This window comes from Limnobacter alexandrii (genome assembly GCF_005871185.1).
Classification (GTDB): domain Bacteria; phylum Pseudomonadota; class Gammaproteobacteria; order Burkholderiales; family Burkholderiaceae_B; genus Limnobacter; species Limnobacter alexandrii.
Genome location: NZ_SWKN01000006.1, coordinates 739,126 through 751,928, shown reverse-complemented (window position 1 = coordinate 751,928; position 12,803 = coordinate 739,126). Strand labels below are relative to the sequence as shown.

The following is a 12,803-nucleotide window of genomic DNA, read 5'->3' as shown; positions in this document are numbered from 1 at the left end:
CCAATCGCCTAAACCGCAAACTGGGGTTTAAAGCGATAAACCGCCAAAGTGCTGCGCAAATTGCCCAGCAATTCAACAGGTTCGCCATGTAAAAAAAGTTGTTTGCCCAGCACTTTATGTCCGATTTGAGCAACCAGCGCCTCAAAGTCTTTGGGGGTGCACAGGTGAATGTTCGGGGTGTTGTACCACTGATAGGGCATTTGCTTGGACACTGGCATGCGGCCCAAGGCGATCGACCACACATGGTACCAATGACCAAAATTGGGGAAGCTGACAATGCCTTCTTTGCCCACACGGGCGATCTCTTTCAGGATGCGCTCGGTGTTGTGCATGGCTTGCAGGGTCTGCGAGAGTATCACCACGTCAAAAGCGTGGTCCTCGAACATGGCCAGGCCTTTTTCAAGGTCTTGCTGAATCACGTTGATGCCGTTGGCCACGCTGCGTTGCACATTGGTGTCATCAATTTCAACACCGTAGCCCGTGGCTTTTCGGGTTTTCATCAAGCGGGCCAGGAAAGAACCGTCGCCGCAGCCCAAATCGAGAACGCGTGCGCCCATGGGCACCCAGCTTTCGATCAAATCGAGATCGGCCCTTGGCACCACAATGGGCAAGGGTTGTACATCTTGGCGAACAGCGTGCAGGGTTTTCATGCAAGCTCCTTGGCAATGCGCTCGAAGTAACCGCGCACCACATTGTGGTAACGCTCGTCGGTCAACAAAAACGCGTCGTGCCCGTGTGGTGCGTCAATCTCAGCATAGGTTACATCGCGCTGGTTGGCCATCAGGGCCTCTACGATCTCGCGAGTACGTTCAGGCGCAAAGCGCCAGTCGGTGGTGAAACTGACCAACAGAAATTTGGCTTTGGCCGCCTCAAGCGCCTTGGCCAAATCGCCCCCAGTGTGGCGGGCGGGGTCGAAATAATCCAGCGCCTTGGTAATCAACAAGTAAGTGTTGGCATCGAAATAATCTGCAAACTTGTCGCCTTGGTAGCGCAAATAGCTTTCCACTTGAAAGTCGACTTCCAACCCGTAGTTGTAGTCGCCGTTGCGCAGGGTGCGGCCAAACTTCTCGGCCATGTCGTCGCCACTCAAGTAGGTGATGTGGCCGATCATGCGGGCCAAACGCAAACCGCGTTTGGGCACCACGCCGTGCTCGTAATAGTTGCCACCATGAAAATCGGGGTCGGTCACAATGGCCTGACGCGCCACCTCATTGAAAGCAATGTTCTGTGCACTCAGCTTGGGGGTGGAGGCAACCACCATGCAGTGGCCCACACGGTCTGGGTAACTGAGGCTCCATTGCAGGGCCTGCATGCCACCCAAGCTGCCGCCCATGACCGCTGCAAACTTCTGAATCCCGAAATGATCAGCCAGCCGCACTTGCGCATTCACCCAGTCTTGCACGGTGACAAACGGGAAATCGGCGCCGTAGGGCTTGCCTGTTTGGGGGTTGATGCTGCTAGGGCCAGTGGAACCAAAACACGAGCCCAAATTGTTCACACCGATTACGAAAAAGCGGTTGGTGTCCAGGGGCTTGCCTGGGCCGACCATATTGTCCCACCAGCCTTCGCTTTTTTCCTGGCCTTCATAAAGGCCCGCCACATGATGGGAGGCATTCAGGGCATGGCACACCAGCACGGCATTGCTTTTCTCGGAATTGAGCGTGCCATAGGTTTCAACCATCAGCGAGTAGCTGGGCAGGGACTTTCCGCACTCCAATAAAAGCGGTGCAGTGAATTCAATAAGCTCGGGCTTTACGAAGCCCACGGACTGGTTGGCAGACACAATACGGCGTTTCTTAGGTTGGATTGTTGGTTCTCGCAAGCCTTTGAGTATAAATCGCAAACTGGCTTGGGCGCGCAGCAGGCACCCGCTTGCGCTTAATCGTCGTGCAACTGGCGCATCAGGGCATCAATTTTATCGATATCAAATGTGCGGGTCACTTTTTTCACCACTTTCTGCGTGGCCTCAAAATCGGTTTTCAGCAGCAACTCTTTGACATCGAGCAACTGCGAAGGGTGCATGGAATATTGGGTGAGCCCCATGCCCAACAACAAGCGGGTGAGGCGAATATCGCCCGCCATTTCTCCGCACACACTCACCGGCACGCCTGCTTTTTCTGCACTGGATATCACCTCATAGACCAAGCGCAACACGGCGGGGTGTAGTGGGTCGTACAAGTGGGCAACCTGGTGATCAACCCGATCCACAGCCAAGGTGTATTGAATCAAATCGTTCGTGCCAATGGACACATAATCCAGGTAATTCAGGAAATGCGGCAAGCTGAGCGCGGCTGCGGGCACTTCAATCATGCCACCGATGGGTACAGCCTGATTGGCCTGAAAGCGGCGCTCCAGCAGTTGCTCGCGCGCCATGTCAATGTAAGCCAGAGCTTGCTTTGTTTCCCGAATATTGGTCAGCATGGGTAGCAAGATTTTTACAGGCCCATGCTTGGCTGCACGCAACAAGGCGCGTATTTGAGTCAAAAATATTGCGGGCTCGGACAAACTGAAACGAATGGAGCGCAAACCCAAAGCTGAGGTGGTGGACACGGGTGGTGCACTGCTGTTGGCCCCATCAAACTGCAGGGTTTTATCCGCACCCAAATCAAGGGTGCGAACCGTGACTGGTTTGCCTTTCATGGCTTTGATTACTTTGCGGTACGCTTCGTACTGCTCATCCTCGGAGGGCCATTCCTTGCGGTTCATGAACAGGAATTCAGAGCGGAACAAACCCACACCATCCGCCCCGGCATCGACCACGCCTTTCACGTCTTCCGGCAATTCAATATTGGCCAGCAGCTCTATTCGTCGACCGCACTGGGTGCGTGATTCGGTGGTGATCAGGCGCTTTAAACGCTGACGCGACAGGGCAAGAATGGCTTGCTTGCGCTGGTATTCCTCCACCACCATGGCGGCAGGGTCCAGAAATACGGCGCCCACTTTGCCGTCGACCACCACCAAATCGCCGTTGTGCACAAACTCCAACGCACGCGGCACACCTACCACTGCGGGAATGCCCAAGCTGCGCGCCACAATGGCCGTGTGGGAGGTGGCACCGCCCATTTCTGTCACAAAGGCACCCACCCGGCGGCCTTTCAACTGCACCATATCGGCTGGCGAAATGTCGTGCGCAACAATCAACCAAGGATCTTCGTTCTCACCTTCTGGCGGCAAGGGCAAGGCCGTGGCATGGCCACGCAGTGATTTCAACACCCGCTCAACCACTTGGCGAACATCGCTGTTGCGCTCACGGAAGTAGTCATCTTCAATGGCAGAGAACTGCTCCAGCAGCACTTCCATTTGCTCGATCAAGGCCCATTCCGCATTGATCAGTTTGGTTTGAATCAGGTTTTTAGGCTCTTCCGACAAAATAGGGTCGGCAAGAATCAGACTGTGCAGGTTCAGGAAAGCATCGAACTCTGCGGGTGAATCTGCGGTAATTTGGCTGCGAATTTCTACCAGTTCTTCAGCCACACGCTTGATGGCGTTGTCGAATCTTTTTTTCTCGAAACGAACCGATTTCTTCTCAATACGATTGCGGGGAATGTCCCGCATGGCCGTGTCCCACACCAGGGCTCGGCTGACTGCGATGCCGCGTGAAACTGCGATGCCATGCAAGGCCAGGGTCATGGTTTACTCGCCTTCGCCAAATTTGTCATCAATCAAAGCCACCAGTGCGGCAATGGCCTCGGTTTCGTCACTGCCTTCAGCTTCCAGCAACACGTTGTGCCCTTTGCCTGCGGCCAGCATCATGACACCCATGATGCTTTTCGCATTCACGCGGCGGCCTGCCTTTCCAATCCACACTTCAGACTGAAAGCGGCTCGCGGTTTGGGTGAGCTTGACAGACGCTCGGGCATGCAAACCCAATTTATTGCTGATGGTGATTTCTTGCTGAATCATCGTTTTTCGCCGGGTTAAAGGTTTGACGTTGTGGCGCTGTGGCGCCAGTGCTTACGATACCGTTTCGGCCACCCATGACCAAACGCTCAGCCACCTCGTTGATGGGCAAATCCCGAAAACCGAGTGCACGCAACACCATGGGCAAATTACACCCTGAAACCAGCACAGTGGGCAGGTTCAGTGATTCCACGCCTGCGCGCACGGCCGCATTGGAAGGCGTTGCGCCAAACAGGTCGGTTAAAAAAACAACGCCGTCGCCAGCGTGCACTTGGCGTGCTGCGGCCTGAATGCGCTGCACCGAGTGTTCAATGTCTTCATCGCCCGGTATGTCCACCACGGTCAAGCCATCTGGCAAAGAACCCATGACGTGTTTCACGCATTGGGCAATGGCGTCACCCAAAGGGGCGTGAGTAACCAGTACCAGCCCCAGCATCATTTGCCCTCCTGCAGGGCAGTTTCAACCGCCTGCACAAAGGTATCAGCCACCGGAAAGCCGGTTTGATCCATGATCTCGCGAAAGCATGTTGGGCTGGTCACATTCACCTCAGTCAGGTTCTGGCCAATAATATCCAGACCCACCAGCAACAGCCCGCGCTTTTTCAGCTCCGGGGCCAGAGTGCGGGCAATGTGCCAGTCAGACTCAGACAATGGCTGGGCACGCCCAGTGCCGCCTGCCGCCAGGTTACCGCGGTGTTCGCCCTCTTTGGGCAAACGCGCCAGGCAATACGGCACTGGCTCGCCGTTGATGAGCAATACGCGCTTGTCGCCATCGACAATTTCGGGAATGTAGCGCTGAATCATGGCGGTTTTTTTGCCGTAATCAGTCAAGGTTTCAAGTATGACGCCCACGTTTTGATCGCCTTTTTTCAGGCGGAAAATGGACGTGCCGCCCATGCCATCCAGGGGCTTGGCAATGGCATCCGGGTGATGCTCCAGAAAACCGCGAAGCTGCGCAGCATTTCGCGACACCAGGGTAGGCACCACGAACTGCTCAAACTGGGCAATGGTGAACTTTTCGTTGTGATCACGAATGGCACGCGGGCTGTTGAACACACGTGCGCCCTCGCGTTCGCCTTGTTCCAGCAACCAGGTGGCTGTCACAAATTCTGCATCAAAGGGTGGGTCTTTGCGCATGATGATGGCATCAAGGTCTTTCAGGGCCACCTCTTCGCGACCAAGCTCTGAATACCAGGGTTTGTTGGCCCGGTCGACATTAATCCACACCACCTGCGCGCGCACGCCTGTGCCTGTGGCCCAATGCATGCCACCGTCTTCGATCACACCCACTTTCCAGCCACGCGATTGCGCCGATTCCATCATGGCAATCGAAGAATCTTTTTTGGGATTCAGGCTGGTGAGCGGATCGATCACACAGACGAAACTGCGGCCACTCATGCAGCCAACTCCACACTGGCGGTGGCCTCCAGTTCTTGGGAAGCAGCCAAGGCGGCCAACCGGCCAATGACACCATAGGCGTAAAAACGATTCATGGCCGCATCCGGGCGGTCGCTGCAATCCGGTGTATTACAAGGTGTCTCGAACGCCAAGGGCACGAAGTGCATGCCCGGTGCGTTCAGGTTTTCATCACGGCCACGGCCGGTGTGCACGCGATAAAAGCCACCCACCACATAACGGTCAATCATGTACACCACGGGTTCAGCCACTGCGTCTTCAATGCTTTCAAAGGTGTGCACACCTTCCTGAATAATCACGTCAGACACATGCATGCCCTCTTTGATTACCGACATTTTATTGCGCTGCTTGCGGTTCAGGCCCACCACTTCCGAGGCGTCTTTCACGGTCATGATGCCCATGCCGTAGGTTCCGGCATCGGCTTTCACCACCACGTATGGCTGCTCGTCGATACCGTACTCGGCATATTTGATTCGCGTTTTCGCCAACACTTCATCCACGGCCTGTGCCAGGGCTTCTTCACCCACGCGTTCCTGGAAATTGAGCTGGTTGCGGTGCGTGAAATACGGATTGATCAACCAGGGATCGATTTCCAGCATTTCAGAGAATGCTTCCACTACAGAATCGTAGGCTTTGAAGTGCGCACTTTTACGTCGCGTGGCCCAACCTGCATGCAATGGCGGCAGCAGAATTTGATCCTTGATGCCCTGGAGGATAGGCGGCACGCCAGCCGACAAATCGTTGTTGAGCAACACAGCGCAAGGCTCAAGACCTTCCACGCCAACACGGTTGCCGAAGCGCTTCAAGGGCTCCATCACAATGTGCTGACCATCGGGCAAATCAAAGCGTGTGGGTTCGGTAATTTCAGGCGACACGGAACCCAAACGAATGTCCAAACCAGTTTGTTTCAGAATGGCAGCCAGGCGGGCCACATTCGTGAGATAGAAGGTATTGCGTGTGTGGTTCTCGGGTACCAGCACCATGCTGCGCGCTTCAGGGCAAATTTTTTCGATCGCACTCATGGCCGCTTGAATGGCCAGCGGCATCATGTCCGGGGACAAGTTGTTAAACCCGCCGGGAAACAGATTAGTATCGACAGGCGCCAACTTGAAACCGGCATTGCGAACATCCACGGAGCTGTAGAAAGGCGGGGTATTTTCATTCCAGGCCATTCTGAACCACCGTTCGATTTCGGTGGTTTTGTCGAGCATTCGTTTTTCGAGGTCCAGCAGCGGACCGGTTAAAGCAGTTACAAGATGTGGAACCATCAACATTCCCTGGGTAAGACACTTTGCCAAGTGTAATCCAAAACGCTGCACTGCCACATTGGGGAAGGGAAATCGGGGGTGAAGCAAAAAAGGCACCCGAAGGTGCCTTTGAATCAGCCCTTTACCCCGGGCTGAAGGAATCCACCTGAGTGGAGAGTGTACTTACTTGCTGTAGGCTGTCTCACCGTGCGAGGTAATGTCCAGACCTTCGCGCTCTGCGTCTTCAGAAACACGCAGACCAACGATCAGATCCACCAGCTTGAAGGCAATTGCTGCAACGATACCAGACCAGACGATGGTGATTACCACGCCCTTGGCTTGAACAGCCAGCTGGGAAGCAATCACGAAGTCGTCACCCATGGTGCCGCCCAGGCTTGGTGCAGACAACACACCTACCATCAAGGCACCCAGGATACCGGCCACGCCGTGCAAACCAAACACGTCCAGTGAGTCGTCTGCGCCCAGCATCTTCTTCAGGCCACTTACGCCCCACAGACAGATTGGACCAGCCAACAAACCGAGGATCAGTGCGCCCATTGGGCCAACAGTACCGCAAGCTGGTGTAATCGCAACCAGACCAGCTACCGCACCAGAAGCACCGCCCAACATGGAGGCCTTGCCTTTCAACAGCGCTTCAGCAGCGGCCCAGCTCAATGTTGCTGCAGCAGTCGCCAAAATTGTGTTGATGAAGGCCAGTGTTGTGCCGCCGTTGGCTTCCAGGTTCGAACCTGCGTTGAAACCAAACCAGCCCACCCACAGCATGGATGCACCCACCATGGTCAGCGCCAGGTTGTGCGGGGGCATTGCTTCCTTGCCGTAACCAACACGCTTGCCAACCATGTATGCACCCACCAAGCCTGCTACAGCAGCGTTGATGTGAACCACGGTACCGCCAGCAAAGTCGATTGCGCCGTCAGCGAAGATGAAACCAGCAGCATCCCACACCATGTGAGCGATTGGAATGTAGCTGAATGTGAACCAGATTGCACAGAACAACAACACTGCAGAGAACTTGATGCGCTCAGCGAAGGCACCAACGATCAGGCAGCAAGTGATTGCGGCGAATGTGGACTGGAACGCGATGAAGATAAATTCAGGAATCATCACGCCTTCCGTGAAGGTGGCCGACAAAGAGTCAGGCGTTACACCACTCAGGAAGAGTTTGCTGAAATTACCGACGAACGGGTTGTCACCACCACCGAAGGCCAGGCTGTAGCCGTAGATGGACCACAACACGACGATCAGACAGAACACGGTAAATACCTGCATCAGGACTGACAGCATGTTCTTGGAGCGAACCAAGCCGCCGTAGAACAATGCCAGGCCCGGCACTGTCATGAAAATAACGAGTGCAGTAGCAACCATCATCCAAGTAATGTCGCCCTTGTTGACAGTTTCAACCACTTCCGCAGCAGCTTCCTCTGCAGGAGCGGCTTCGGCGGCCATGGGGGCTTCGGCAGCAGGGGCTGTTGCATCAGATGCGACAGGCATTGTTTCAGTGGCTTCGGTGGCAGGTGCCGCAGGAGTTTCTTGCGCAAACACACCGGGACTAGCAACACTGAAGCTCAGTGCAGCGGCCGCCAGCCAGACAGTCAGAAGTTTTTTCATGATTTCCTCACTTCTCTCTGGTTAAAGGGCGTCTTTACCGGTTTCGCCTGTGCGAATACGGGTAACACTCAACAAATCAAACACGAAAATCTTGCCGTCACCGATCTTGCCGGTTTTGGCAGCTGCTTCAATGGCTTCGCAGGCCTGGTCTACCAGGCTGTCGTCCACTGCAGCTTCAATTTTCACTTTGGGCAAAAAGTCGACCACATACTCGGCACCACGATACAGCTCGGTGTGACCTTTCTGGCGACCAAAACCTTTCACTTCGGTAACCGTAATGCCTTGCACGCCGATGGCAGACAGCGCTTCACGGACTTCATCGAGTTTGAAAGGCTTAATGACTGCTGAAATTAGCTTCATTACGCACTCCTGAATTAAGTTTGAAGAGGGTAAAAACAGCGCCCCTCTTCAGAGCGCTGTCTGGATTCGATTTAGAACGTCTTACCAACCGATAGAACAACCACGCCGTCGGTGTTGTTCTTTGCTTTTGGCTTGATGTCTGTGTCAACGTAGGTCAAACCCAAGTCGAAACCCGCGTAGGCATAGGTCAAACCGATGCTGTAATCGTCATAATCAGCGCCGCCGTTACCAGGGCCTTCCACGCTTGTTGTGCCGTAGTGCAAAGCCAAGCCAAGATCGTCAGTGATCGAGTAATCGTAGTTCAGGTACGCGTATGTTGAACCATCAGCGTCCGTGAAGCCGAAATAGTCTTTTGACAGAGAATAAGCTGCACCCAGGGTGAAGCCATAGGCGCCGACGCTGCCGTACAGTTCAAGTGTGTCCAGATTGTCTGTTTTGTCAGCGCCTGTGTACAGGTACTGAAGCAAACCTACATCGTAAGTAATTCCAGACACTTCGCCGCCGTAGCCCAAGTAAACGTCGGTCTCAAGACCACCGGCATCAAGGCCGAAAAATGGTTGAAAGTCAATGCTGGAGTTCCAGACACCGGCGTAAAAACCGCTCGAGTGACCATAGTCAAAACCACCTTGCAAGGCCAACTCACCATCTGTCTGGGATACACCGCGGAAGCGGTAGTCGGTGACCATGCTGACATTGCCTGTAAGTGTGTGCTCGGACTCTTGAGCTGATACAGTTGAAACAGCCCCGAAGGTTGATGCAGCAATTGCAGCGACCAGTACTAATTTTTTCATCTCACTCTCCTAAAAATAGATGAATGCCGTAAAGTTTTTTTGGCAAGGGTCTATTAGCGAGAAGTGTGCCAGCGCTTAACCCGTCGGTAATTTCGCGATAAATCCCCCTTTTTCGGGCACAATATCGATTCGGTTTTTTGAATTTTCGGCATTCGCACCAAATTAGTGCACTCTTTTGGTGCAATGCAATTTCACTCTTTCGGGGGAAACTTTGGCCAACAATCCGTTTGATTCAATTGCAGGCAAGGTCGGCGAACTGCTCAATGCAAAAGGACTTCAAAACCTTGAGAATCCTGTCACTCAGCTGATTCGGCAAGGTTTGCAGGACATGGAATTTGTCAGTCTCGAAGACTTCGAAATCCAGAAAGAAGTATTGAACCGCTTGCGTGAAAAGGTACGTGCACTCGAAATGCGCGTGGCCGAACTTGAAAAACAGGCCTGACTCCAAAGGGTGACATCAATCTGAGCACCCGTTTGCCAAACAAATGAGGTGGAGATGATCATCGGGGTTTGACTGCGCCCCCTTTCATGCCTTTAGCCACCCTTCACAGTCTTACCTTTGTGGGCGTACGCCCGGTTGCCGTTCAAATTGAGGTGCACCTGTCAGCGGGCTTGCCTTCATTTGCACTGGTGGGTCTGCCCGACACAGAAATTCGAGAATCCAAAGAACGGGTTCGGTCCGCACTGCTGAACAGCGGCTTCGAGTTTCCCTCCCAACGAATCACCGTTAACCTTGCACCCGCCGACCTACCCAAAGGCAGCGCGGCCTTCGACCTGGCCGTGGCTTTGGGCATTGCCAGCGCCTCTGGCCAATTGGCCAAGGCGGATCTTGCCGACTGGCTGTTCGCTGGAGAATTGTCGCTTTCAGGTGCTCTGACCGGCGTTCGCAGCCCTTTCGCCTTGGCAGTTGCTGCCCGCAAAGAAGCACAATCCCGCAAACGCGCCCTGAAACTAATGATGCCCAAGGCACAGGCCAGCCTTGCAGCCACGGTGCCTGACATTGCTGTGTTTGGTGCAAAAACCTTGTTTGAAGCAGCTGCCCACCTGGTGGGGCACGGCGATCCGATTGAACAACAAAGCAGCAATGTACCCAGCAAGCAAGGTCAGCCCGATCCGCTCGACATGGCAGAGGTCATCGGGCATCAAACCGCAAAACACGCGTTGCTCGCTGCCACCGCCGGTCAACACCACATTCGATTGGTGGGTCCACCCGGAAGCGGGAAATCCATGCTGGCGCAGCGCGTGGGCAGCTTGATGCCGCCTTTGCCATTTGAGGACTCGCTTGAAATTTCGGCGATTCGCAGTTTGAAAGGTGAAAGCGATTTGCTCAGCCCACAGCGCCCGTTCCGCAACCCCCACCCAAGCAGTTCCATGGCGGCACTGATTGGCGGGGGAAACCCGCCCTCACCCGGAGAAATTACGCTGGCCCATCAAGGCGTTTTATTCACGGACGAGGTGCTTGAATTTGATCGACGTTGCCTGGAGTCCCTGCGCGAGCCGCTTGAAACCGGACGCGTGAATATTTCAAGATCGGGCCATCAGGCCAGTTTTCCGGCGAGGTTCTTGTGGGTGTGTGCCCACAACCCTTGCCCCTGCGGTTGGCTGGGGCACCCCGCCAAAGAATGCCGCTGCACGCCCGATCAGGTGCGGAAATATCAAAACAAGCTTTCTGGCCCCCTGGCTGACCGGCTGGACATTTCGGTGGAAGTGCAGGCCATTGACCACGGCACGCTGCTGCATGGGGCAGCCGAACAAAATACCGAGGCCGGCAGTGCCAAGCTACGCGCCCAGGTGGAACATGCCCGCTCAATTCAACTTCAGCGCCAAGGCTGCCTGAATGGTGAAATGAGTGCAGGACAAATCAGCAAGCATTGCAAACCGGCAAACAGTGCGGAAAAACTGTTGCTGGCTTACGCACAGAAAAACCACCTGTCCGCAAGGGCTTTGCACCGAATTTGCCGCGTGGCGCGCACACTGGCCGATCTCGATCAATTAAGCCAAATTGACAAAAAACACATTGCCACCGCCATTCAGTATCGTAGGGCGTTGGCAGGCGAGGCGGGCAGCCAGTCGCCCGTTGCTCACAAACCGTAAGCCATGCGTAGCAAGGTGAGCGGGTGCGCCAGTTCTGGTTTCTTGTCGGGGGTTTGGAACAGCCTCAAAGTATCAATGGCTGACGCAATTTGCCGCCCGCTCAGTTGGCAATCGGCCGAAAGATAATCGGGCGAATTGTCGGCCATTCGCTTGAACACGGTTTGACCTATTTTCATGGCCATGGGAAAGTTCTCGCGGCGAATTCCCCAGTCGCCACCAAAACCCGGGCTTCCCTTGATGACATTCACTTGCGTGTCTGGCACCAAACCCAACAAGGCCTCGGTGTGCCGTGCGATGTCCAAATGCGAACCGCCGAAAAAAGGTTCGTGATAGTTCACAACCCCAAGTGATCGATTGAACTCGGTGTCCAGAGCACCCTCGCCATGCAAGGCCATCAGGTATTCAGAGGGGGACCAGAAGGCCTGCTTGACCATTTGAATATTCTCATCGGCTGGAAACAGGCTGGGCAATTGGTGTGTAAATATTCTTGCGCACAAGGGGCTGGGGGAGACAATGGCATAACCCTGCCTAGCATGTGCCGCAAGGTTGGCAACACTCATTTTTGCGGCTTCGGCAAAGCCAGCCAAATCACCCGCGTTCAGTCTGGTTCGGCCACAGCACACATCCACTTCGGGCAACACACACTCAATCCCATGGTGCTGAAGAATGTCGACCAGGTCTCGACCCACTTCGGGTTCGTGAAAGTTCACGTAACAACTTGTAAAAATTGCCACCTGCCGGGGCACTTGCCCATGATCTTGAACAAGGCTGGCAGAAGCAGAGCCACGCGCGATCAAACTGCTTTGTTCTTGACGAAATGTGCGCTTGGCCAAGTGGGGCAAACGGGCTTGCGAATCAATTCCTGTGTAGCGCTCTATTACTTTGCGCCCCACAGGGCTGGCCACCACTGTGTTCACCCATGCAGTGATCACCGGAATACCAGCCAAGTGTGTAATAGGGCTGTGCGGCTTAATCACACTGCTTGTATTCACCAACCCTTGGGCAAACTTCACGGCCTTGGCACGCTGCATGATGCCGGGAAAGTTGATTTGCTCGGTGTGCGGCGCGCTGTAGGGACAATGGCCTACATGGCATTGGTCACACAAATGGCATTGGTCAGAGAGGTCGAGGTATTTTGATTTGGGTACGCTGCTGACATCAGCCCCTTCCGACTCATCAATCAGGTCGAACAGGTTTGGAAAAGTTGCGCAAAATGTCAGGCAGCGTCGGCAGGTGGCGCACACATTGAACACACGCTCCATGCTGGACAGGCATTGCTGTTCATCGAGATAGTCCGGGCTTGTCCAATTGGCACCGTTTCCCGAAACCTCTTGCACACCGCCATGCACTAGAGTTTGAGCCATGC

The 12,803-nt window shown here is 54.5% G+C and carries 13 protein-coding genes; 2 read left to right on the top strand and 11 right to left on the bottom strand.

The window, feature by feature from the left end; all coding sequences use genetic code 11:
- Positions 1-8 precede the first annotated feature (8 nt).
- From metW to FCS97_RS03765, 10 genes are all read right to left on the bottom strand, one after another.
- A complete protein-coding gene (gene metW, locus FCS97_RS03810) occupies positions 9-650 on the bottom strand; it encodes a methionine biosynthesis protein MetW (protein WP_138516745.1) in 642 nt (213 codons plus the stop codon).
- Complete coding sequence (gene metX / locus FCS97_RS03805) at positions 647-1,783, bottom strand: homoserine O-succinyltransferase MetX (RefSeq protein WP_138516743.1); 1,137 nt, start codon at positions 1,781-1,783, stop codon at positions 647-649. Before metX ends, metW begins: the two co-directional genes overlap by 4 nt.
- A gap of 95 nt (positions 1,784-1,878) precedes the next feature.
- On the bottom strand, positions 1,879-3,630 hold the full coding sequence (ptsP, locus tag FCS97_RS03800; protein WP_138516741.1) for a phosphoenolpyruvate--protein phosphotransferase: 1,752 nt from the start codon (positions 3,628-3,630) through the stop codon (positions 1,879-1,881).
- Positions 3,631-3,633: 3 nt separating this feature from the next.
- Positions 3,634-3,903: an HPr family phosphocarrier protein gene (locus FCS97_RS03795; protein ID WP_138516739.1), complete on the bottom strand. Its 270-nt coding sequence runs from the start codon at positions 3,901-3,903 to the stop codon at positions 3,634-3,636.
- Positions 3,872-4,339, bottom strand: coding sequence for a PTS sugar transporter subunit IIA (locus FCS97_RS03790; RefSeq protein ID WP_138516737.1), 468 nt, complete (start codon positions 4,337-4,339; stop codon positions 3,872-3,874). Before FCS97_RS03790 ends, FCS97_RS03795 begins: the two co-directional genes overlap by 32 nt.
- Positions 4,336-5,298, bottom strand: coding sequence for a glutathione synthase (gene gshB / locus FCS97_RS03785; RefSeq protein ID WP_138516735.1), 963 nt, complete (start codon positions 5,296-5,298; stop codon positions 4,336-4,338). Before gshB ends, FCS97_RS03790 begins: the two co-directional genes overlap by 4 nt.
- On the bottom strand, positions 5,295-6,584 hold the full coding sequence (gene gshA / locus FCS97_RS03780) for a glutamate--cysteine ligase (RefSeq protein ID WP_138516733.1): 1,290 nt from the start codon (positions 6,582-6,584) through the stop codon (positions 5,295-5,297). Before gshA ends, gshB begins: the two co-directional genes overlap by 4 nt.
- Positions 6,585-6,746: 162 nt before the next feature.
- Complete coding sequence (locus FCS97_RS03775) at positions 6,747-8,192, bottom strand: ammonium transporter (protein ID WP_138516731.1); 1,446 nt, start codon at positions 8,190-8,192, stop codon at positions 6,747-6,749.
- A 21-nt stretch (positions 8,193-8,213) separates the two neighbouring features.
- Positions 8,214-8,552, bottom strand: a complete 339-nt coding sequence (locus FCS97_RS03770; protein WP_008248258.1) for a P-II family nitrogen regulator — start codon at positions 8,550-8,552, stop codon at positions 8,214-8,216.
- 71 nt (positions 8,553-8,623) lie between these two features.
- The gene (locus FCS97_RS03765) at positions 8,624-9,343 is read right to left on the bottom strand and encodes a TorF family putative porin (protein WP_138516729.1); all 720 of its coding nucleotides are present in this window, start codon (positions 9,341-9,343) and stop codon (positions 8,624-8,626) included.
- Between the two features lie 211 nt (positions 9,344-9,554).
- Between FCS97_RS03765 and FCS97_RS03760 the strand changes: the two genes are divergently transcribed.
- Positions 9,555-9,785 (top strand): accessory factor UbiK family protein, encoded by a 231-nt coding sequence (locus tag FCS97_RS03760; RefSeq protein ID WP_171035155.1) that lies wholly within the window; start codon positions 9,555-9,557, stop codon positions 9,783-9,785.
- A gap of 86 nt (positions 9,786-9,871) precedes the next feature.
- A complete protein-coding gene (locus FCS97_RS03755; RefSeq protein ID WP_138516725.1) occupies positions 9,872-11,437 on the top strand; it encodes a YifB family Mg chelatase-like AAA ATPase in 1,566 nt (521 codons plus the stop codon).
- Here the strand turns inward: FCS97_RS03755 and FCS97_RS03750 are convergent.
- Positions 11,425-12,801, bottom strand: coding sequence for a heterodisulfide reductase-related iron-sulfur binding cluster (locus tag FCS97_RS03750; RefSeq protein WP_138516723.1), 1,377 nt, complete (start codon positions 12,799-12,801; stop codon positions 11,425-11,427). The two genes, FCS97_RS03755 and FCS97_RS03750, sit on opposite strands and share 13 nt — an antisense overlap.
- Positions 12,802-12,803: the final 2 nt, after the last annotated feature.

What these genes read in the sequence shown, in the direction of transcription:
- metW (WP_138516745.1), bottom strand. Translation starts at nt 650, where the DNA reads ATGAAAACCCTGCACGCTGTTCGCCAAGATGTACAACCCTTGCCCATT.
- ptsP (WP_138516741.1), bottom strand. Translation starts at nt 3,630, where the DNA reads ATGACCCTGGCCTTGCATGGCATCGCAGTTTCACGCGGCATCGCAGTC.
- FCS97_RS03795 (WP_138516739.1), bottom strand. Translation starts at nt 3,903, where the DNA reads ATGATTCAGCAAGAAATCACCATCAGCAATAAATTGGGTTTGCATGCC.
- FCS97_RS03790 (WP_138516737.1), bottom strand. Translation starts at nt 4,339, where the DNA reads ATGATGCTGGGGCTGGTACTGGTTACTCACGCCCCTTTGGGTGACGCC.
- gshB (WP_138516735.1), bottom strand. Translation starts at nt 5,298, where the DNA reads ATGAGTGGCCGCAGTTTCGTCTGTGTGATCGATCCGCTCACCAGCCTG.
- gshA (WP_138516733.1), bottom strand. Translation starts at nt 6,584, where the DNA reads ATGGTTCCACATCTTGTAACTGCTTTAACCGGTCCGCTGCTGGACCTC.
- FCS97_RS03775 (WP_138516731.1), bottom strand. Translation starts at nt 8,192, where the DNA reads ATGAAAAAACTTCTGACTGTCTGGCTGGCGGCCGCTGCACTGAGCTTC.
- FCS97_RS03770 (WP_008248258.1), bottom strand. Translation starts at nt 8,552, where the DNA reads ATGAAGCTAATTTCAGCAGTCATTAAGCCTTTCAAACTCGATGAAGTC.
- FCS97_RS03765 (WP_138516729.1), bottom strand. Translation starts at nt 9,343, where the DNA reads ATGAAAAAATTAGTACTGGTCGCTGCAATTGCTGCATCAACCTTCGGG.
- FCS97_RS03755 (WP_138516725.1), top strand. Translation starts at nt 9,872, where the DNA reads ATGCCTTTAGCCACCCTTCACAGTCTTACCTTTGTGGGCGTACGCCCG.
- FCS97_RS03750 (WP_138516723.1), bottom strand. Translation starts at nt 12,801, where the DNA reads ATGGCTCAAACTCTAGTGCATGGCGGTGTGCAAGAGGTTTCGGGAAAC.